This is a genomic window from Streptomyces sp. TLI_146, from assembly GCF_002846415.1.
GTDB lineage: Bacteria > Actinomycetota > Actinomycetes > Streptomycetales > Streptomycetaceae > Streptomyces.
This window is the reverse complement of sequence record NZ_PJMX01000001.1, coordinates 833,792-853,949: the sequence shown is the minus strand read 5'-3', so window position 1 is coordinate 853,949 and position 20,158 is coordinate 833,792. Positions and strand designations below refer to the sequence as shown.

The 20,158-nt window shown below is 70.8% G+C and carries 20 protein-coding genes and 1 pseudogene; 12 read left to right on the top strand and 9 right to left on the bottom strand.

Annotation, left to right across the window (positions count from 1 at the left end; all coding sequences use genetic code 11):
- Positions 1 to 9: 9 nt before the first annotated feature.
- On the bottom strand, positions 10 to 678 hold the full coding sequence (locus tag BX283_RS03865) for a hypothetical protein (RefSeq protein WP_101386252.1): 669 nt from the start codon (positions 676 to 678) through the stop codon (positions 10 to 12).
- A gap of 166 nt (positions 679 to 844) precedes the next feature.
- Between BX283_RS03865 and BX283_RS03860 the strand changes: the two genes are divergently transcribed.
- The 4 genes from BX283_RS03860 (at position 845) to BX283_RS03845 (ending at position 3,859) form a co-directional block, all read left to right on the top strand.
- Positions 845 to 1,738 carry an isopenicillin N synthase family dioxygenase gene (locus tag BX283_RS03860; protein ID WP_373979110.1) on the top strand — a complete coding sequence of 298 codons (894 nt, stop codon included), beginning with the start codon at positions 845 to 847 and terminating at the stop codon, positions 1,736 to 1,738.
- A 168-nt stretch (positions 1,739 to 1,906) separates the two neighbouring features.
- On the top strand, positions 1,907 to 2,959 hold the full coding sequence (locus BX283_RS03855) for an alpha/beta fold hydrolase (RefSeq protein WP_101386251.1): 1,053 nt from the start codon (positions 1,907 to 1,909) through the stop codon (positions 2,957 to 2,959).
- An 80-nt stretch (positions 2,960 to 3,039) separates the two neighbouring features.
- The gene (locus tag BX283_RS03850; protein ID WP_101386250.1) at positions 3,040 to 3,234 is read left to right on the top strand and encodes a hypothetical protein; all 195 of its coding nucleotides are present in this window, start codon (positions 3,040 to 3,042) and stop codon (positions 3,232 to 3,234) included.
- A gap of 64 nt (positions 3,235 to 3,298) precedes the next feature.
- Entirely contained in the window at positions 3,299 to 3,859 is a 561-nt protein-coding gene (locus tag BX283_RS03845; RefSeq protein ID WP_101386249.1) for an ABATE domain-containing protein, read from the top strand.
- Between the two features lie 43 nt (positions 3,860 to 3,902).
- Here the strand turns inward: BX283_RS03845 and BX283_RS03840 are convergent, their stop codons facing one another.
- The 6 genes and pseudogenes from BX283_RS03840 to BX283_RS03815 all read right to left on the bottom strand — a co-directional run bounded on the left by BX283_RS03840 (position 3,903) and on the right by BX283_RS03815 (position 10,639).
- A complete protein-coding gene (locus BX283_RS03840; RefSeq protein WP_101386248.1) occupies positions 3,903 to 4,403 on the bottom strand; it encodes a DinB family protein in 501 nt (166 codons plus the stop codon).
- A 43-nt stretch (positions 4,404 to 4,446) separates the two neighbouring features.
- Positions 4,447 to 4,661 (bottom strand): annotated as a pseudogene (locus BX283_RS41390) (SAM-dependent methyltransferase); the annotation flags it as partial.
- 245 nt (positions 4,662 to 4,906) lie between these two features.
- Positions 4,907 to 5,788 (bottom strand): NmrA/HSCARG family protein, encoded by an 882-nt coding sequence (locus BX283_RS03830; protein WP_101386247.1) that lies wholly within the window; start codon positions 5,786 to 5,788, stop codon positions 4,907 to 4,909.
- 190 nt (positions 5,789 to 5,978) lie between these two features.
- A complete protein-coding gene (locus BX283_RS03825; protein WP_101386246.1) occupies positions 5,979 to 7,499 on the bottom strand; it encodes a nickel transporter in 1,521 nt (506 codons plus the stop codon).
- Positions 7,496 to 8,845 (bottom strand): lipopolysaccharide assembly protein LapB, encoded by a 1,350-nt coding sequence (locus tag BX283_RS03820; RefSeq protein ID WP_101392110.1) that lies wholly within the window; start codon positions 8,843 to 8,845, stop codon positions 7,496 to 7,498. The genes BX283_RS03825 and BX283_RS03820 overlap by 4 nt, the downstream gene beginning before the upstream one ends.
- Positions 8,846 to 9,094: 249 nt before the next feature.
- Positions 9,095 to 10,639 carry a DUF4331 domain-containing protein gene (locus BX283_RS03815; RefSeq protein WP_101386245.1) on the bottom strand — a complete coding sequence of 515 codons (1,545 nt, stop codon included), beginning with the start codon at positions 10,637 to 10,639 and terminating at the stop codon, positions 9,095 to 9,097.
- A gap of 128 nt (positions 10,640 to 10,767) precedes the next feature.
- On the opposite strand from BX283_RS03815, the gene BX283_RS03810 reads away from it, so the two are divergent.
- Together BX283_RS03810 and BX283_RS03805 are read left to right on the top strand one after the other, a co-directional pair.
- On the top strand, positions 10,768 to 11,337 hold the full coding sequence (locus BX283_RS03810) for a sigma-70 family RNA polymerase sigma factor (protein WP_101386244.1): 570 nt from the start codon (positions 10,768 to 10,770) through the stop codon (positions 11,335 to 11,337).
- Positions 11,334 to 12,098 carry an anti-sigma factor gene (locus tag BX283_RS03805; RefSeq protein WP_101386243.1) on the top strand — a complete coding sequence of 255 codons (765 nt, stop codon included), beginning with the start codon at positions 11,334 to 11,336 and terminating at the stop codon, positions 12,096 to 12,098. Before BX283_RS03810 ends, BX283_RS03805 begins: the two co-directional genes overlap by 4 nt.
- A gap of 67 nt (positions 12,099 to 12,165) precedes the next feature.
- On the opposite strand, the gene BX283_RS03800 is transcribed toward BX283_RS03805, so the two are convergent.
- Positions 12,166 to 13,350: an acyltransferase gene (locus tag BX283_RS03800; RefSeq protein WP_101386242.1), complete on the bottom strand. Its 1,185-nt coding sequence runs from the start codon at positions 13,348 to 13,350 to the stop codon at positions 12,166 to 12,168.
- A gap of 274 nt (positions 13,351 to 13,624) precedes the next feature.
- Here BX283_RS03800 and BX283_RS03795 point away from each other — a divergent pair, with 274 nt between their 5' ends.
- The 4 genes from BX283_RS03795 (at position 13,625) to BX283_RS03780 (ending at position 16,350) form a co-directional block, all read left to right on the top strand.
- The gene (locus tag BX283_RS03795) at positions 13,625 to 14,674 is read left to right on the top strand and encodes a helix-turn-helix domain-containing protein (protein WP_101386241.1); all 1,050 of its coding nucleotides are present in this window, start codon (positions 13,625 to 13,627) and stop codon (positions 14,672 to 14,674) included.
- Positions 14,675 to 14,842: 168 nt separating this feature from the next.
- Entirely contained in the window at positions 14,843 to 15,169 is a 327-nt protein-coding gene (locus tag BX283_RS03790) for a hypothetical protein (RefSeq protein WP_101386240.1), read from the top strand.
- 291 nt (positions 15,170 to 15,460) lie between these two features.
- Positions 15,461 to 16,027: an RNA polymerase sigma factor gene (locus BX283_RS03785; RefSeq protein WP_218976570.1), complete on the top strand. Its 567-nt coding sequence runs from the start codon at positions 15,461 to 15,463 to the stop codon at positions 16,025 to 16,027.
- On the top strand, positions 16,024 to 16,350 hold the full coding sequence (locus tag BX283_RS03780; RefSeq protein WP_306822775.1) for a hypothetical protein: 327 nt from the start codon (positions 16,024 to 16,026) through the stop codon (positions 16,348 to 16,350). Before BX283_RS03785 ends, BX283_RS03780 begins: the two co-directional genes overlap by 4 nt.
- A gap of 162 nt (positions 16,351 to 16,512) precedes the next feature.
- Here the strand turns inward: BX283_RS03780 and BX283_RS03775 are convergent, their stop codons facing one another.
- Positions 16,513 to 17,874: a VWA domain-containing protein gene (locus BX283_RS03775; protein WP_101386238.1), complete on the bottom strand. Its 1,362-nt coding sequence runs from the start codon at positions 17,872 to 17,874 to the stop codon at positions 16,513 to 16,515.
- 240 nt (positions 17,875 to 18,114) lie between these two features.
- On the opposite strand from BX283_RS03775, the gene BX283_RS03770 reads away from it, so the two are divergent.
- Both BX283_RS03770 and BX283_RS03765 read left to right on the top strand, forming a co-directional pair.
- Positions 18,115 to 18,483 carry a hypothetical protein gene (locus BX283_RS03770; protein ID WP_101386237.1) on the top strand — a complete coding sequence of 123 codons (369 nt, stop codon included), beginning with the start codon at positions 18,115 to 18,117 and terminating at the stop codon, positions 18,481 to 18,483.
- A 169-nt stretch (positions 18,484 to 18,652) separates the two neighbouring features.
- Positions 18,653 to 19,969 (top strand): phospholipase D-like domain-containing protein, encoded by a 1,317-nt coding sequence (locus BX283_RS03765; protein ID WP_101386236.1) that lies wholly within the window; start codon positions 18,653 to 18,655, stop codon positions 19,967 to 19,969.
- Positions 19,970 to 20,158: the final 189 nt, after the last annotated feature.

Genomic DNA, 20,158 nt, shown 5'->3' with positions numbered 1-20,158 from the left:
CGGCAGGCCCTATCCCGATCCGGAGTAATAACGCCTCTGGTACGGGCTCAGCAGGGAGGCGGCGAGCTGCCCCGCGCCCCGGCAGATCGCGCAGACGCGTTGTCTGCGGCATTCGCGGCAGTTGGTCCGTCCGTGCACCTCGTCGGGCCACCAGCCGCGTCCCCCGCATCCGGGGCACGCGCCCAGGCCGTCGCACTCGTAGCAGAGCAGGTATCCGGGCGTGAGCGTCTCGGGTGTGCGCAGCGGCTCCGGCCACGTGAACTCCTCCGGCGTGCGCAGGGCCAGCGCCGGTGTCTGCCCGCTGAACATCACGGCGGAGATGTGGTGAGCCACACGGATCTCGATGCTGCCGAAGTCATGGCGACCGGTGAGCACGCTCCAACGCCTCGGGCCGTCACCGTCCTGCGACGCGGTGACCTGCCAGCCCGCCGAGTCGAGCAGGGCGGCTGCGCGGGACGTGAGGTCGGCGGCGCCGACGCTCGCAGGACGCTCCCCGCGGAACAGGGCCGCGTAGTGGTGGCGGAGCGGGTCGTGCCAGTCGGCGACCGTCGGCTCGTCGAGGAACAGCAGGCCGAGGTCGCTGCCAGGGGTCAGGTCGGTGATCAGCTCGACCAACTGCGCACGCAGGGCGCGTCCCAGCCGGTCCAGCTCCTCACGTGCGTCCGGTACGTCACCCATCGCGGCCCCCGTTCCTGCCGTGCGCCGTCACCGCCCCATCCCAACACCCTATTCGCCGTTCGTCTGGAGGGGGCGGCGCCCAACCCCTTTCCCGGGCAGAGGCAGGCGCCCCTGCCCGGCGGGGCCCCGAGTTTGGGGAAGGGGCACGCCGGGGGAGATCTCCCCCGTGGACCTCATCCCCACCATCGATCTGACCGCCCCTGACCCCGCCCGGATCGACCGCGCTCTCCAGAACGCCGGCTTCCTCCTGGTCACGGGCCACGGCATTGATCCGTCCCTGCCCGCCACCATCCGCGAGCACGCCCGTGCCTTCTTCCACCTCCCCGCCCCCACCAAGCAGCCGTACGCCGTGAAGGTCGGCGGACGGGGCTGGCTGGGCCCGGGAGCCGAGGCCAACAGCTATGCCGAGGGCACCGAGAGCCCGCCGGACCTGAAGGAGTCGCTGTCCTTCGCCGCCGAGCACCCCACCGGCAAGGCCGCCGTCGACGCCGAGTGGTTCGCGCCCAACGTCTGGCCCGCCGAGGTCCCGGCCCTCAAGCCGCTGCTGGACGACTACCTCACCGGGATGCGGGCGCTCTCCGACCGCCTCCTGGAGCTCCTGGCCGTGGCCCTCGTCCGTCCCGAGGACTTCTTCACGCGGCACACCGGTCACCCCACCTGGGGGTTCAACATCAACTGGTACCCCGGGGCGGACACCGTCGGCGCCGCGCAGCCGGGCCAGTTCCGGATCGGGCCGCACACCGACTTCGGCACGGTCACGGTCCTGGACCGGCAGCACGGCAAGGGCGGACTTCAGGTGTTCACGGACGAACACGGCTGGCAGGACGCGCCGTACGACCCCGCCGCGCTGACCGTCAACATCGGTGACCTGATGGCCCGTTGGTCCGACGGCCGCTGGAAGCCGGGCCGCCACCGGGTGCTTCCACCGCCCGCCGATATCCCGGCGGAGGAACTGATGTCGCTGGTGTACTTCTACGAATGCGACCCCGGCACGGACGTCCGGGGCATCGACTCCCACACCTACCTGCGGGCCCAGCTGGACGCGATCTCGGCGGACTGAACGGCACGAAGGGACCGTCCGACACGGTAGGACTTGCCCCCTTCCAGCTGGTGTCCGAGATCGTTGAGGCATGAAATCGCTGCGTCACCGGTTTGACCGGTGACGGCTTTCATGCGACAGTCGGAGTGCGCGCACCGCCGGTACACGTGAGCGAACGAGGGGCGTCACATGATCAACAGGCGTGGGTTCAGTACGGCTGTGGGACTGGGTACGGGTGCGGCTGCTGTGTCGCTGACGGGTGTGCAGGGGGCGCGGGCCGCGTCCGCCGCCCCGCGGCAGGCGTCCACGGCATCGACGGCGGCCCCTGCGGCGCACGCCGCCTTTCCGCATCTGAAGCAGATCAGGGCCGGGCTGCTGGACGTCGGCTACGCCGAACTGGGCCCCGCCCACGGCCCCGCCGTCATCTGCCTGCACGGCTGGCCGTACGACATCCACAGCTACGTCGACGTCGCCCCGATGCTGGCCGAGGCGGGCTACCGAGTGGTCGTCCCGTACCTGCGCGGTCACGGCACGACGCGCTTCCTCTCCGGGCGGACGGTCCGCAACGCCCAGCAGTCCGCCATCGCACTCGACATCATCGCCCTGATGGACGCCCTGAAGATCGAGAAGGCGGTTCTGGCCGGTTTCGACTGGGGCTCGCGCACCGCCGACATCATCGCCGCGCTCTGGCCCGACCGCTGCAAGGCCCTCGTCTCGGTGAGCGGATACCTCATCACCAACCTTGAGGCCAACCTGAAACCACTGTCCGCCGGCGCCGAACACACCTGGTGGTACCAGTACTACTTCGCCACCGAGCGAGGCAGGCTCGCCATGGAGGACAAGACCCTGCGCCGTGATCTGACCAGGCTCGTCTGGAGCACCGTCTCCCCGACGTGGGACTTCGACGACGCCACCTTCGACCGCACGGCCGCGGCCTTCGACAACCCCGACTACGCCGCCGTCGTCATCCACAACTACCGCTGGCGGCTGGGCCTCGCCGACGGGGAACGCCGCTACGACGCACTGGAGAAGCGGCTCGCCACGCGGCCGGTCATCGGGGTTCCCACCATCACCCTCGACCCCGAACGGGACCCCTTCACCGCTCCGGGCAACGGCTCCTCGTACCGGGACAGGTTCACCGGCGCGTACGAGCACAGGAGCCTGAAGGGAATCGGCCACAACCTGCCGCAGGAGGCGCCCGCCGCCTTCGCGCAGGCCGTCGTCGATGTGAGCCGCATGTGAATCCCCGCGTCACCTGTGGGTCAGGTGACGTACGTGAGCTTGTTCCGCCAGTCCAGTCAGCGACCGAACGGAGTCCAGTCATGGAAAGCGTGCAGATAACGGACAGTGGCGCGGCGGCGCGACGAGCGCGGTTCGGCAGCCTGCCGGAGCGCATCCGCCAAGAGGACATGGTCGAGGAGAAGGTGGCCGTACCGAGCGACCCCGCACGGTACGCCCACGACCCCGAGGGCTCATGGAGGTCCTTCTCCTGCCTCGCCGTCGACCTGGGGCTGTGAGTGGGTCCCGCTCCGGCAGGTGGCGGAGCTTGCCGGGTATACCGTCACCTGCCAGAATGGTGATGTGAACCTCGACCATGTCTTCGTCTGCGGAAACCCGGCGCTCGACTTCGTCGCCACGCTCCGAGCACGCCGTTCGCTGCGCTTCGAGATGTTCGCGACGCCGGACAGACTGAACGCGTGGTACGTGGAGTCGGGCATCGTCGACGCGGTCTCCCCGAGCCGGGAGGCCGACGTCGAGGAGGCGACGACCGTACGGGAAGCCATGTACCGGCTGGTCACCGCCCGTCGACTCGCGGAAGACTACGACAGGGCGGCACTGACCGTACTCAACAACGCCGCACGCAAACCCTCCGCGGTGCCCCAGCTGACCCCGTCGGGGCGATGGACGCAGGCAACACCGGAGGAAGCGCTCTCCCTGGTGGCCCGCCTTGCGGTGGAGCTCCTGAGCGGGCCGGACGTCCCCCTGCTCAAGGAGTGCGGCAACCCGGAGTGCACCCGCACGTACATCGACCGTTCACGGGGTATGCGCCGGCAGTGGTGCGGGATGGAGTCGTGCGGCAACAAGATCAAGGCCGCCGCGTACCGCGCCCGCAAGAGGACCGACCCCGCACCGGCCCACTGAACCACCGCACCGGCTCGACCACCGCGCTCGCGCCGAAGGCGCGTCAGCGGCCGGTGGAGCCGTCGATGAGTTCGCGGAGGATGTCCGCGTGGCCCGCGTGACGGCCGGTCTCCTCGATCATGTGCGTCAAGGCCCAGCGGACGCTGGGACCGGCGCGCCCCGGCCGTCGTCGAGGGACGGGTGCGCTGAGGTCGGCGCACCCGTCGAGCACGTCGTTCGCGCGCTCGACGGTGTCCCGGTAGCGGGCCACGACATCGGCCACGCTGTCCGTCGGGGCGGCCTGGAAGGTGGCCTGCCAGTCGGTCACGTCGCCGCCGAGGAACAGCGAGCGCTCGACGTACGTCAGGTGGTTGAGCAAGCCGAGGAGGTTGGTGCCCGAGGGCACTGCGGCCGTACGCGCCTGGGGCTCGGGTGCGCCGTCGACCTTCGCGGCGATGGAGGTCCGGAGGTAGTCGAGGAATCCGCGCAGCACCTCGGTTTCGCTGCTTCCGGTCCGGGGTGGTGGGGTGTCGCGACGGCGGTTTCCGCCGGTGGCGTTGGGCATCGGGGATCGCCTTCTTTCGTCGTCGGCGGTGCAGGGCCCCGTGTCAGACGGCGTGGCGGACGAGGAGGACGTGGTCGGTGACCTCGGCGGTGCGCCCGTCCGGCCCGGTCGCGGTCCGGCGGCGACCTCGCGCGGGTTGGGGTAGTGGGTGTCGGGGTCCTGGCCCCAGGACCAGCGCGCGGCCGAGCCGTGGTCGACGACGAGCAGCCGTCCGCCCGGGTGCAGGGCATGGGCGGCCGTGCGCTTTGTCGACCGCCGGCCGGGCCGCGTAGTGGCGGTCCCAGAACGTGACCGCATCGGTGGTGCGCATCAGGACTCCTCGCGTCGGTGGGTGCCCAGTGTGGGCAGGCGCACCACGGCCTGGCACGGAATCTTGCGGTAATGGCAAGGTGGACGGGTGAATTCTCGTTGCCCGTGTCCCTGTTGACGGCGACTTGGTCAAAGGCCGCGGCCGTCGTCATTTCGAGGTTGCGGGTCATGCGCTCCAGCGGCAGGCAGGGGCGTCAGTGGGGTGCGGGCGCCTGGGACAGGAGGGTGGGCCAGTCCTGGGTGACGGCCCAGTCGGTGAAGGTGTGCCAGCCGACTTCGGGGTAGTCGCGGCGCAGTCCGGTGACGTCGACGTCGAGGCCGACGGCGGTGAAGTACGCGAACATGGCTGCCAGGTCCTCCGAGTGGGTCCGGACGTAGGCCAGGGGCACCTGCTGGTGGGCGATCGCGACGCCGGTGGCCGTCGCGAGGATCTCCGCGATCTGCGCGGGGGTGAGTTCGTCGGAGGCGATGTCGATGCGGCGGCCGGTGAACTCGTGACGGCGCTGGAGGGTCAGCGCGGCGAAGGCGCCGATGTCGGCGGCCGAGATGAGCGTGAAGGGCTGGTCGGCGGGCATCGGCCAGGCGAAGGTGCCGTCGCGCAGCCCGTCGAGGGTCCAGCCGCCGGCGTAGTTGTCCATGAAAGCGGCCGGGGCGATCACCGTCCATGGCACTCCGGCCGCACGCAGGTGCTCCTCGATGAGCTGCTTGCTGTCGTAGTGCGGGACCCCGGTATCGCGGTCGGCGTGGGCGGCGGAGGTGAACACGATGTGCTCGACCTGGGCCTCGGCCGCGGCGTCGATGAGCGCCATCCCCTGCTGGACTTCGGTGGCGATGTCGGTGCCGAACGGGGTGGTGACCGCGAACAGGGAATCCGCTCCGACGAGGGCGGCGTCCAGCGAGGGGCGGTCGTCGAAGTCGGCGTGACGTATCTCGGCACCCAGGCTGCGCAGAGCGTCGGCGGCGGGCGAGTCGGGCCGCCGGGTGAGGGCGCGGACCCGGTGGCCGGCGGACAGCAGGGCGCGGGCGGTGGCTCCGCCCTGGGCGCCGGTGGCTCCGGTGACGGCGACGGTGAGCATGATTCTCCAAGGGGTTTTATGTCTGCGAGACGCATTGGCTGCGCTACGCAGAAGAATAATCGGATTCGCTGCGTCGCGCAGTGATTATGGGTGTGATCCAGGTCACGGGCTCGTGTCGGGTCCGGCTGTGCAGCCGTCGATCCGGCTGTGGAGCCGTCGAAGGGAAGAGGGGCCATTCCCGAGCAGCGGCTCAGCCCAGGGCGGCTGCCGCCCCCTTGAGTACCAGCCCGCAGCCCAGGAAGAACACCACGAACGCGGTGCCGAGCGGTGCGAACCGGTTGGCTGTCGCGACGAGCCGTCCGTGCGCCCGTGTCCGCCCCAGCCGGACGAGGCGTTCCCCGATCCGGATCGCCGCGTACCCGGCGGCCGTCAGGGTGAGGGCGAGCCCGGCGCCGTACGCGAGGACGAGCAGCGCCCCGAACCACGCCTGCCCGAGCGCCGCCGCCCCGACGAGCACCACGACGGCCGAGGGGCTGGGCACGAGCCCGCCCGCGAATCCGAGCAGGACGGTTCCGCGCAGGCCGCCGGACCTGGGGTGATCGTGATGGTGGTGGTCGTTGTGCAGGTGTGAATGGCCGTGTGTGTGCCGCGAGTTGTTCCCGTGTCCGTGTCCGTGCCCGTGTGCGTGCGGGTGTTCCTTCTGTTGGCGCCGGTTGCGCCAGGCCCTGCGTACGAGCACGGTCCCGGCGCCCGTCACCAGCGCGCCGCTGACCACGCCCAGCCAGGACACCACCGAGGGTGCCGCTGCCGAGCCCGCGGTGATCAGGCCGCCGAGCGCGAACACCCCCAGGGTGTGGGTCAGGGTCACCGAGGCGCCGAGCGTCAGCACCTGCCGCAGCGAGCCGCGTCCGCCCGCGGCCGCGGCGGCCGCCATCATCGTCTTGCCGTGTCCGGGGGCGAGCGCGTGGAGCGCGCCGAGCAGCAGCGCCGTGCCGAGGGCGAGGGCGGCGAAGCCGGCGGTGAGGTCGTGTCGTGCCACCAGGCCGGTCAGCGCCCGGGTCCAGCGGTCGGCGCCGCGCGGCAGCACTCCGGTGGCGGCGGGGCCGGGGGAGTCGGTGGCCAGCGGCGGTCCGCCGGGCACGGCGCGCAGCTCGGCCGAGGTCCGGTCGGGCGGTGAGGACAGCAGGTCGGCGGGATAGCGTGTGAGCCGGTCGGAGACCGAACGGGTGGGCGCCGAGGCGGCCTTGAGGGTCATGCGATCGGCCCGTGCGGTGATCTCGCGCCAGCCGGGGCCGTGCCGGGCGGGCGCGCGGAAGTCCACGGTCAGTTCCGCCGTGTCGGGCAGGGGAGCGGCGAGGAGGCATTCGAGCCGAAGCGTGACCAGCCCGGCCTGGCCGGGCCGGACCTGCGCGGAGCCGCTCTGCACGGTGAGGGCGGCGGGCTGTCCGGCGGCGGTGACCGTGCTGCCCCGAGCGGCGGCCCGGCACCGCTCGGCCGCCCAGGTGGACCGCTCGTCCGCGGTCATCTCGGCGGCCCGCGCCTGGGTGGCGGGGATCTCCGCGAGGTCCTCGACGTGGTCGATGGTGAGCCTGCCGGGGGCGACCACCAGGCCCTCGTAGTGGTTGACGGTGAAGTTGCCCAGGGGATGCGCGGGGGCGGCGGCCGACGCGGTGGACGTCAGGAGGGGGCCGACGAGGGCGGTGACGGCGAGTACCGCTCCTCCCACGACCGTGCCGACCCGGAGTCGCCGAAGGGGCCGGGGCCGGTTCATGACGTCCCCCTCTGGGCGGCCATGGCCTGGCGGGCCAGCTGTGAACCGGTGGGCGAAAAGGCCGGGTTGAGGGCCAGCGCGGCGGCGAGGTCGCGGCGGGCCGCGGCGGTGTTTCCGGCGGCGCGCTCGATGACGCCTCGGTGGTAGAGGAAAGCGGCGTTGCGGTAGCCGGGTGCGGTGGCCCGTTCGGCGTACGGGAGGGCCTCGGCGTCGCGTCCGTTGACGTGCAGCGCCCAGGCGAGGGCATCCGCCGTGTGTACGGTCTGGCGCTTGGCCCACTCGGCGCGGGCCGCGCGCAGCGCGTCCGCCGGGTCCCCGTGGTCCGCCTCGGCCAGGGCGGTGTCCAGGTCGGTGTCGACGCCGTGCGCGTGGGCCAGCGCGGTCCAGGCGGTGACCAGGCGGTACTGGGTCCGGGCGTCCGCGCCCCGCCCCGCCGCCTCGTACAGCTCGCCCAGTGCGACGAGCTGGCCCGGCAGCGGATAGCGGGCGACGACCTGTTCCATACCGAGGGTGGCCGCCCGCAGGTCGCCCCGCGCGTACTGGACGCGGGCACGGGTCTCCAGGGCGGGCAGGTAGTCGGGGGCGGCCCGTAGTGCCGTGTCGACACGCTGGCCAGCTTCTGTGAACTGGCCCGTGTTGAAGGCGAGTTGGGCCAGTGCCGTGGCCACATAGGCGCGGTCGCCGGGGCCGGTGGCCGAGTCGAGGGCCTGCGTGAGGATCCGGCGGGCGGCGTCGGTGTCGCCGCGCAGTTCGTGGACGTACGCGAGCCGGGTGAAGACGGGGATGCCGGGCCTGCGGGCGTCGGCGGTGCGGGCCGCCGCCAATGCCTCGTCGTAGCGGCCGAGTTCGACCAGGGCGTCGACGCGCAGCGCGAGGGCGAGTTCGTCGTAGCCGTTGACGGCGAGCGCGGCGTCGGCGGCGGTGAGGGCGCCGGTGAAGTCGTGACGGGCGGCGGCCAGCGCGGCGCGCCCCGCGAGTGCGCCGTCGTTGTCGGTGGGCCGCAGTGCGAGCGAGTGCTCCACAGCCCGTTCGGCCTGCGCGTAGCGGGTGGGGTCGCCGTTGGTCCGCGCCTGTTCGACGTAGGCGGCGCCCAGCGAGGCCCACGCGGTGGCGTCCTTGGGCTGCGCCTTGAGATGGGCCTGGAGAGCGGTGATGCCGCCCGGCAGGTCGGCCGGGTCGAGGCGGCCGGCGGGGGCGGCGGCCGTGGCGGGAGCGCGCGGTGCGTCCCGGCCGTCGAGGGCGAGTGCCCCGACGCTGAGCCCGGCGGCGAGCGCCAGGGCGACGGCGCTCCGGCGCAGGACCGTCCCGCGCCCCCGGGACGGGGGCACGGCCTGGGTGCTGGTCATGTCGGATCCTTTCGGCAGGCGGAAGAAGCGGTGCGAGAGGGCGGTCTCCATCGCGCCCCGCAGGGGCGCGGGAGGCGGCCGACCGCACGGCGGGGCCAGGAGCTGGACTTCGCCGTGCGGCCGGAGCCCGGGGCTGGACTCCGCCGTGCGGCCGGGGCCAGGGACCACCGCGAGGGCTACCGGCGAGGCGGGTCAGCACGTGGGGCCCGGGCCGTCCCCGGCGCGGCCAGGGCTCCCACTGGACGACCGTTACGCGCTGACCTCCCGCCGCCGCAGCCGCCACCACACGAGCCCCGTGCCGATCAGCGCGGCGCCCGCCGCGCCGCCCGCCGCCGAGGCGATCAGGAGCGTGTCGTCACCGCCGCCGGACGAACTGGGGCGCGCCCCGCCGGTGAGCTGCGTGCGCGTCCCGTCGCTCCCCTCGGCGGTGTTCTGGCCGCCCTTGCGCGTGAGTGGGCCCCGTGAACCGGAGGCCGGCAGCGCCACGTACGGGAAGCTCTTGCCGAACGCCGCGTCGTTGGCGTTGACCGCGTCGCCCAAGTCGTTCTTGGCGCCGGTCAGTTCGCCCTCCACCACCTGGAGCGAGATGTCCACCACGTCGTCGGTGAGCCGACGGCCGTTGGGGTAGCCCGCCGTGTCGCCGTCCAGGACGCCCAGTCGCTTGGGCGAGCTGCTCGGCGCTATGGCGGTGTTGAGCCGGATCATCTCCGCCGGGCGGACGTTCGGCGGCTGGTTGAGGTCCTTCACCCCGGTCAGGAACGCCGACACCAGGTCGTTGCGCGGCTGCGCCGGAGCCTTGATCTTGTAGATCGACTCGATCAGCCCCGGCAGTTCCGGCTGGGTGACGTACGGAAGGAAGTCGGCGTCGTTCCACGGCGCGGACGCGTTGAACTTGTCCTTGTCCTTGAGCGGTACCACGACCTCGTTGACCAGCGGCATCCCGAGCCGGGACACCTGGCTCCAGCCGCCCGAGGCGTTCTTGCGCTGGGTCGTCGACCAGATTCCGATGACCGGCTGCTGCTTCGACTGCCGCAGCTGGGCGGTCGGCACCTGGAGGGCGATGGTGTTGACGTTGTAGCCCTTGAGCGTGTCCTTGCCGACCTCGGACAGGTTCCCGCCGTAGAGCAGGTCGAAGACCCGCAGGTCGAGGAAGAACGGGTCGTCCGCCTGGCCCGCGAACGCGGTCGTCCCGCCTGGCAGTTGGCGCACCGCCTGCGAGCGCAGCACGCCGTAGTCCGGCATGGACGCCTTGCCGACGTGGGACGGCGCCACCGGCAGGCCCTGCGCGAGCTTGGTGGTGGAGACGACCTTCTGGTCCTTCAGCTTGAGCAGTTCGATGTCGTACGTCTGGGTGAAGTTGAGGTCGGGGTCGTCCAGGGAGGTCACCGGGCCCGTGTTGTAGAGGAACGTGTTGCCGTTCTTGGTGTGGTTCCTGAACGTCCAGCGGTACAGCAGGTCGCCCTGTCCGTCTCCGTCGCTGTCGATGTGGATGTCGTGCTGGGCGTCGTCGGCGAACGGATAGAAGTTGGGGCCGCCCGCCGGTTCCTCGAACGGGGTCCAGTTGGCGATGAGCGTCGTCGTGTCCGGCCGGTCCGGGCTGACGAAGGCGTACACATCGGTGTTGTCGTACTGGGGCTGCCCGGAGATCAGCGGGGCCTCCCGGTGGCTGGAGGCGGTGGCCGCCCCCGGCCGCAGTGCGGGGATGGCGGCGGCCGCGAGCCCCCCGGCGGCCAGCGCACCAGCGGCCAGTACGGCGATGGAGCGTGCCGGCCTCTTCCTGGTGTTCGGTGTCATCGCTTCCGTCCTTCTCGTACGTGCGGTGAAGTGCTTGACGAGAAGCCATTCGGAGCCCGGCTCGCAGCGGATTGGGGGCGCGGGCAATCCATGTGCGCCTCTCGCTCCGAAGGACCCGCGACGGGACAATGGCGCCCGCGGAGAGAGGGGAGCCGGTGGAGGCCGACAGGCTGCTGGTCCTGGTGGCCGGCGGGGACCAGAAGGCGTTCGAGGAGCTGTACTCCCTCGTGTCCGGGCCGGTCTACGGACTGGTGCGCCGGGTGCTGCGGGATCCCGCCCAGTCCGAGGAGGTCGCCCAGGAGGTGCTCCTCGAACTGTGGCGCTGCGCCGCCCGTTTCGACCCGGGGCGCGGCACCGCCCTGTCCTGGGTGCTCACCCTCGCGCACCGCAGGGCCGTGGACCGGGTGCGTTCGGCGCGGGCGGCGGGCGAGCGGGAGGAGAAGGCCGCCCGGCGCTCCGAGGTGCCCGCCTTCGACCAGGTCGTCGAGGAGGTGGAGAGCGGTCTTGAACGCGACTGGGTCCGCCGCTGCCTCGACCGGCTCACCGCCCTCCAGCGCCAGTCGGTCACGCTCGCGTACTACGACGGCTACACCTACCGGGAGGTCGCCCAGCGGCTGTCCGTCCCGCTCGGCACGGTCAAGACGCGGATGCGGGACGGTCTGCTGCGGCTGCGCGAATGTCTGGAGAGCGCCGTATGAGCCCCTTCAGCCCGCTGAGCAGGATCAGACGTGTCCATTCCCTCGCGGCCCCTTACGCCCTCAACGCCCTGGAGCCGCGCGAGCTGCGCCGTTTCGAACGCCATCTGGCCCACTGCGCCGCCTGCGCCGCGGAGGTACGCGAGCTCGCCGCCGGGACCGAGCGCCTGGGCCGCGCCACCGCGCGCCCGGCCCCGGACGCGCTGCGGGAGCGGGTGCTCAGGGACGTACGTGCGACAGAGCAGGAGCGGCCGTCGCCCGCGCCGTCGCCGCGCACGCCCGCCGTGCGCCGCCCGCTGGTACTCGCCACGGCCGGGACCGCCGCGCTCGCGCTGATCGGTGCCGTGCTGCTCGGGGTGCAGCTGCACCGCACCCAGGACCGGCTCGATGCCGAACGGGCCCGGTCGCGGTCGATCGGCGAGGTGCTCGCGGCTCCCGACGCGCGCACCAGTACGGAGCGGGACGGGCGCGGCCGCGGTATCAGCGCGGTCACCGCGCCCGGTCTGCACCGCGCCGTGGTGACCGTGTCCGGACTCGGCGCACCCCCCGAAGGACGCGTCCGGCAACTGTGGGTGATGGCCGGTCGGGACACGGCACCGCGCTCGGCCGGACTGCTGCACGGCGAACAGCCGGTCGTGGTCACCGGACTGGCTGTCGGGAGCAGGGCCTTGGCGGTGACCGATGAACCGGAGGGCGGCTCGCCGCGTCCCACCACCCAGCCGCTCGTCCAACTTGCCCTGGTATCAGATGCGTTCGGAGAGTGAGTGCCAAGTACCGGTTCATCAGCAGGCAGTCCGGCTCGTTGTTCGCACCGCCCGCTGATGAACCCGCTCAGGCCGACAAGGCCCTGACCCGCCGGGATGTCGACCAGCGGCGGGTGATCGGCCGCTCGACCAGTGCGTACAAGGCCCAGGATGTCAGGACGCATACCGCGAGCAGCCCGGCCGTCAGTGCCATGGCCACGGGTGTCGAGTAGAGGTCGTGTCCCAGGACTTTGCGCCCGTAGATGAGCACGATGGAGTGCAGAAGATAGAAGGCGAACGATATTTCGCCGAGCCAGACCATGGTGCGGGTGCGGAAGAGGGTGAACTTACCCTCGGCATCGGCCATCGCGGCCGCCGCGATCAGCAGGGTGATCGGGATGATCGAGGTGGCGCGCTGGGCGTAGAGCATGTCCGACTCCTGGGCGAGCCAGTAGCTGCCCGCCAGAAGCAGGCTCGACCAGGCGAGGCCGATGTTGCGCCAGCGGCCGTTCAGTACCGCGTGCGCCACCAGCATGCCGAGTGCGAAATCGAGCAGGCGCACCGGCGGGAGGTTGTACGCGAACCACAGCTGCTTCACCGAGGCGTCCGCCGACGCCGTGGGGCTGAACTGGATCGCGGGCGAGTCGGGCACCATCTGGTAGGCGAACAGGGGCGTGAGGATGATCGCCGCGAGCACTCCGCCGATCCAGTACTTCAGGCGCGCCGGGTCGATACGCAGGAACAGGCGGTGCAGCAGCGGGAACGAGGCGTAGAAGAAGAGCTCGCAACCCAGCGACCAGCTCGCCATGTTCACGCTCAGAAGGTACTGGAGGTCCGGTACCCACGTATGGACCATGAAGAGGTTGGCGAGCGCCACCCGGGTCGGGGTGTAGGCGGAGGCGAAGAGGAGCATCGCCAGGCCCCAGGTGACCACGTAGTTCGGGTAGATCTTGGCGAACCGGCGGCGCCAGAAGGCCCGGGCGGTGTCGTCGGGGCGGGCGGACCAGGTCAGTACGAAGCCGCTGAGCACGAAGAAGAAGGCGACGCCCAGCGGACCGGCGTTTTCTGTGGCCTTGCTGAGGTCCATGGCCAGGCTGTTGTCCTGGACCATGCGCACCTGGGGGACGTTCGCGGCGGCATGGCTGACGAAGACCAGGAGCGCGGCGGGGAACCGCAGTCCGGTCAGTGAGGGCAGCCGGGTGGGACGGGTCGCGGGCAGCCATTTCCTGTCCCGCTGGGGCGCCGCATTGGGCGCGCGCAGCACGTCTGTCATGGACGACCTTCCTCAACACGTGGGGGGTTGGCGTTCCGGGGCATGAGGCGGGCGGATCCGGGCAGCGCCCTGGAGCAGTCGGCTGGGCGCGGTGACCCGGTCGTGGGGGAGGGACCGCTGTCTTTACGAAGACACCTCATTCTGGCCGGGGGGTTTGAGGACGTCGTTGGCTCCCAGCGCATGGTTGTTGGCGTGGAACGCTCTGTCGGTCCTCGACCGGTCTGCACTTTGCTGGCTGTTTTGGATCACTGTTGCCAGAGTGTGTGAGGTAGGGATGCGTTCAACAGTCGTCGACACCGCCGAGTTTCCCGTCAGCGAGCGGCCGGGTGCGTGGGCCGGGGCCATGGCCATGGCGCAGGTGCCCCAGCGCGTCACCTCTCTCAAGGCGGGAACCTTCAAAGCGCGGATCGAGATGATGCCCCTGGGCGCCGGGCAGGTCTCCGTCGTCTCCTCCTACGCCTCCGTGATCGCGCAACGGACACCCCGGCACGTACGGCAGTCCGACCCGGAGATGCTCCGGGTCATCCTTGCCACGTCAGGAGCGGTGGGCATCGAGCAGTGCCGGCAGCGGACCCTGCTCACACGTGGAGAGATGGGCTTCGGCGACAGCTCCCAGCCCATCGAGATCCGCGCCGGTGACAACCCCGCCAGGCATCTCATCTTCCAGTTCCCGAAGAAGCTGCTGCGCCTCCCGCGCGAGCAGTTCACCCGGCTGTACGGGCTGTCCCTGCCATGGACACAGGGCGTCGGCCGACTGTTCGGCCAGTTCCTGACCGGACTTGCCGACGAGTACGCCCAGTACACACCGCAGGACGCCAGCCGTCTGGAGTCGACCGCGCTCGATCTGCTGTCGACGGTACTGGCGCACCATCTCGACCACGACGCTTCATCCGGCGGCCCTGCCGTATCCGGGGCGTCCGGTCAGCGGGCGCTGTTCCTGCGGATGAGTGCTTTCATCGCCGAGCATCTGCCGGACCCCGCCCTGGGGCCGGAAACCATCGCCGCGGCCCACCACCTGTCCCTGCGGTACCTGCACCGCGTCTTCCAGGACAACGGCACCACACCCAGGGCCCTCATCCGACAGCAACGACTCGACCGCTGCCGCAAAGACCTGGCCGACCCGGCCCTGCAGCACCTCACGATCCACGCCATCGCGGCACGTTGGGGCTACCCCCAACCCGACGGCTTCTCCCGCGCCTTCCGCACGGCCACCGGGATGTCCCCCAGCGAATACCGCGCCACCCAGCGCTACTCCACACTCGTCGGCCTCGCCCACGACGAGGACGGCGAGCCGTGCCGGTACCCGTACGACACGGCGTGTTGATGTCCGGCGACACGGGGCCGGCCCGGCGGGCGGTCCTGGCGGTCACGGGGGTTGCGGAAGAAGGTCTACTTTGAGCCATCGGGCACTTGGCGCCTCATGCGACCGCTCTTGCCTTCTAGCCTGAAGTGACATGCGTCACCGTGAAAGGAACCGACCGGAGGGAATCCCATGCGCCGCCGCAAGAAAACGCCCCTTCTGCTCACCGCACCGCTGCTCCTCGCAGGGGTGTCCGTCGCGGCGCCTGTCGCGCTCGCCACCCCGGCGAGCGCTGCCCCGCACGGCTGCCAGTCGACGAAGCTGGACCACGCCACTGCGAGTTCCACCTGCCACTACGGACCTGGTCAACAGCGTGTGGTGATCACCTGCCTGGATGGTGTCAACGGGGAGAGGTACACGTTCTACGGTTCGTGGGTGCAGTGGTACCAGACCTCGAAGGCCTCGTGTGCGGCGCCGTACCGGCAGAACATCTCGTACATCACGATCCAGGTCCGCTGACCCGACCTGACCGCTCGGGCGGGGTGTCGACGTCACACTGGCGGCGGGGGTCAGCTGACCCCCGCCGCCGGCCACGGTCGCCCGTGGACAGGGGTGAATCCTTTCGTGCGCGCCGCGTCTCTTATGGGCGAGCGGACGACCGTGTCCGCCCCGCACTCCACCAGGAGGACCTCATGACCACCGTCGTCATCGCCGCCGCGGCCGCCGCGCTGCTGCTGTGCGCGTGCACCGTCACGCTGCTGCGCCGCCGGAGGCGTCAGCGTGGCTGAGCACATCTGGCCCGGCGGGAGCATGGTCGCCGCGGCGCAACGCGGCGACGTCGAAGCCCTCACCGCACTCGTGGACGGCTCCTACCCGCACGTACACCGCTTCGCGCACACACTGTGTTCCACACCCCAGGACGCCGAGGATGCCGCCCAGGAAGCGCTGATCATCCTCTACCGCAAGATCGGCATGCTGCGCGCCTCCGGGGCGCTGGCATCGTGGATGTTCCGTATCGTCCGCAACGAGTGCCTGCGCCGCAGCCGCGCACTGCTCCGCCGCGGACCGGCCGAGGAGCCCGACCAACTCGGTGCGTCGGGCCGGTTCGACGCGTTCGGCGGCGCCACGAGATCCGCGGAGGAGGACGTACTGCTGCGCCTGGAGGCCGAACGCGTCGCGGCCGCCGTCGCCGCTCTGCCCGACGACCAGCGGCAGGTGCTGGTCATGCGAGACATCCAGGGCCTGCCCGGCCGCACGGTCGCCGACCGGCTCGGGCTGAGCACCGCCGCGATGAAGTCCCGCCTGCACCGGGCCCGTTCGGCGGTACGCGAGGCGCTGGGCGGCGAATCGGTCCGCGACGAGGAGAACCGACGATGACGCACGACTCGATCACGATGACACGCACCGCCGCGCCCGGTTCCGCCGATGTACGCGCCGCGCCGACGCGCGGCGGTTTCGCCAGCGGCACCGTCCCGCGCCATCTGGCCCGCGGCGCCGTCGGTTTCGGCGCGCTCGCCGGATCCCTGGCCCTGCTGCCGGTCGTGGGCCTGGCGAGCCTGCTGCTCGCCCCGGTCGGCCTGATCGCGCTGCGCGGCTGCCCGATGTGCTGGGCGATCGGCCTCGTGGAGACCGTCTCGGCCGGGCGGCTGCGCCGGTCGTGCACGGAAGGGAGCTGCAACCTGACCCGCGCCAAGCCCTGAACGGTCTCGGCGCAGTCAACCCTGCTCCCCTCCCGGCTTGATCCGCCGACCCACACCGGTGGGCGGCGGATCAGCGGCCGGACAGGGAAGGCACTTCAAGGGTGCCGGCGATACGCGACCTGGATGGGACTCCTCCCACGTTCGGGTCAGAGTCCTCACCGGCTACGCGGGCAGAACGCCCGCCGCGCGGGCTGCCGTTAGCCAGGAGGGGAACTGCGACAGCAGCCGGTCGTACAGCTCCTCGTCGGAGAGCTGCGCGATGTCGTCGACCGCGAAGAAGCCGGTGTTGTCGACGTGACGGCCCGTCAGTGTGTCGAATCGTTCCAGCACGCCGTAGTTGGATTGCCCCAGCCCCACGAACTGCCAGAAGATCGGCTCCTTGGCGGCCTCGCGCAACTCCCGCTCGATCTGCGCGTCCTTGTACACCCCGCCGTCGGAGAAGAAGAGCACCAGGGTGGGCACCGCTGCCGGGTTCTCCCGGACGTGGGCGCGGACTTGGGCGATGGCCTTCTGCTCGTCGTTCTGCCACCCGATGTCCTGCAACTCCTCGCGGCCCTTGCGGCCGAAGAATCCCCGGTACTTCACGAGCCGGTGGTACCGCGGGCCCTGCCCGGACGGAACGTGGGCCTGGAGCCAGTCGGGCAGTTCACTGATCCGCAGGTCGGGCAGCGGGGTCGATTCCGTGGCGAACGCCCAGACCTGCAGTGTGCCGTCGTCCTCCAGTTGGGCGGCCACCGCGGCCATCCGCTCCACCACATCGGCGACCACGCCGTCGCTGTAGAGAGAGGTCATCGATCCTGAGGCGTCGAGGACCAGCACCACTCGTGCTCTGGCGCCCTGCGCACCGTGCTTGGTGAGGCATACGGCAACCTGCTGCTTGCGCAGATCCAGACGCTTGCGCATGTCGACGGGGAGACTCTCCTCGCCTCGCGGCTCCGCCTGCGACGGTATGGACGCCGGTCTGGAGGTCACCGCCGGCTCGGGTTCCGGCTCTTCGGCCACCGATATGCCGAAGTCCGTCGCCAGTCCGGCCAGCCCGGATGCGTATCCCTGCCCCACGGCCCGGAACTTCCATTCCTCGCCGCGGCGGTAGAGCTCCCCGCCGATGAACGCGGTTTCGGTCGTCGCCGCCATGTCGAAGCGGGCGATTTCCGCACCGGTCCCGACGTCCAGCAGCCGCATCCGCAGCTCCCTGAGCTCACCGAACGTTCCGCCGTCGGCAGACGCGCACAGGGAGACTCGCGCGACATCCGGTTCCAACGCGGTGAGATCCACCTCGACCGTGTCCGTGACAGCGTCCGCGTCGTCGCGCTTGCCCAAGTGCCGTACGGCGCCGGACGCATGGCGCGGCTGGTTGTAGAACACGAGGTCGTTGTCGTCACGGACCCGTCCGTCCTGAGTGAGCAGCAGCGCGGAGGCGTCGGCGTCGGGGCCGCCGTCCGCCGTCTTCCAGGCGAGTTCGGTACGTACGACGGAGGCGGCCACCTGAATGTTGGCGCCCGGAACCATGAAGGTAGATGTCATCCAGCCATTTTGCCTGGATTCGGTGCCGTGGAGCCAGTGTTGATCAACGCGATTGCGCTCCCTGTGTCGCGGTCGGCGGGCCGTGACTCACCCCGTAGCGGCTTCGCCCGCTCCTCGTCCATGTCCAGGTGTGTTGGCGTGATCTTTGAGGCCGGAAACCGACTGTTGAAGATTGTGGGCAGACCGTAAAAACAGTGTGTCGATTTCGTGTCGGTCGCTTCCCGATCCAAGGAGCCCCCTATGACCCGTCTGCGCACCACCACCATCGCCCTCGCCGGTGCTGCCGCGGTGTTCGCCCTCACGGCCGCACCCGCCCAGGCGGCTCCGGGCGACGTGACGACCACCTGCGCGAGCACCGCCACGCCGGCTGGGTACGTCGACGTCAACTGGGGTTACAGCAACGCCTGCGGCGGCCAGAACTTCGCGCCGAACATCAAGCAGATCAAGCAGCTCACCGGCCTGCCCATAGGCACCGTCGTCCAGGCCTGCGGATCCGCGTACTACCCCGCCGGCTGGGTCCAGACGGCCTCGTACTACAGCGGCTCCTGCGTCGCCTTCCCGAACTCCGGCTTCAACAACAACGCCTGGACGCTCAAGCGCGTCGCCTGATCGCCCCTTCGGAACGCAGCCCTGCCCCGCGGCCGAAGCAAGCGCAGCGGGGCGGGTGGGCACACCGCATGTGAGCCCACCCCGCAACCCGCGACGGGGCGTTGACCTGCTGTTCCGGGCAAGATGGGGGTGCCCGGGCTTGGGTATACGGCTGGTTACAGTGTGCGCCATGAAGAAGACCCGATCTCTGCTCGCCCTGGCGCTGGGGGCGTCCGGCCTGTTCGCGGCCGCTCCCGCCCCCGCCGCTGCCGCTCCGGTGCCGCTCGTCACCACCGGCGCGGTGTTCAACGACCCGACGGGGGACACGGCCGCCCAGGACGCGGTGTTCGGCCACATAGCCCGGCTCGTCGACGGGGCCCAGAAGGGCTCGGACATCAAGATGTCGATGTACGTGCTCGGTTCGGACTACCTCGCGGCCCGGCTGACCGCGGCGCACCAGCGCGGCGTGAACGTCCAGGTCGTCCTGGACAACGAGAGCCTGCTGCACTGGGCGGGCAAGGTCACGTACCCGAAGCTCGTCGAAGGCCTCAAGCCCGCGACGGGCTCCGGCACTTCATGGGTGCGGGTGTGCGCGGCGAACCAGGCGTGCCTTGCCAAGGACCCGAACCCGGGCGACTCCTTCCACGGCGTCAACCACAACAAGTTCGTGCTCTTCTCCCGCACCACCGGCAGCGGCACCGGCACGGTCCCGGTCGACGACGTGGTCGTACAGACGTCCGCCAACCAGACCCCGTGGGACCGGCAGCACGCCTTCAACGACGCGCTGACCGTGGTCGGCAACACCGCGCTGTACACCGCGTACACCGGCTACTTCAACGACCTCGCGGCCGCCCAGGCCGGGACGAAGGCGCAGGTCGCCGACTACCCGACGGAGTATCCGGCGGGCAACGCGAAGGCGTACTTCTTTCCCCGGGCCGCCTCCGACCCGATCCTCAACATCCTCAACACCGTCGACAACCCGGTGAACGGGCAGCCCGCCTGCTACGGGAACTCCCCGGGCCACGGCACCGAGGACGGCCGCACCGTCATCCGGGTCGCGATGCACCAGATCACCCGGCCCGAGGTCGCCCAGAAGCTGTGGGAGCTCGACGACGCGGGCTGCTACGTCGACATCGTCTACCGCTACCTCGACGTGGAAGGGGGCGGTACGGCGATCGCCGACCAACTGTCCAAGCCGACCAGGTTCGGCGGGATCGCCCTGCACCGACTGGACGACGCGGACGACGGCGACGGCGACCCGAAGACGAGCAACGCGATGGCGACGCACTCCAAGTTCCTTCTGATCGACGGGACATACCTCGGCAAGGCCGACCAGAAGATCGTCTTCACTGGCAGCCACCCGTACACGAAGAGCGCGTTGACGACGAACGACGAGGCGCTGCTCAAGTACGACGACGCGGCGGTGCACGACGCCTACCGCGAGAACTTCCGCGCCCAGCGTGCCCTGGCCGACCAGCAGATGGCCCGCGTCGCATCCACCGGCTGACGCCCGACCGAGGGCGGCCGTGCGGAGCCTCCGCGAAAACCCGTTGGCGGGCCACGGAGGCCGCTGCTACCTTTCCGGAGGCCGTGCGAGAGAACGAGGAGGTGGTACCCGTGAACGCAGTATCGACATGGGTGCTCCCCTCCAGGGTCACGGTCGGGCGATAGGTCGTCCGGGAGCGCCGTTCTGTGC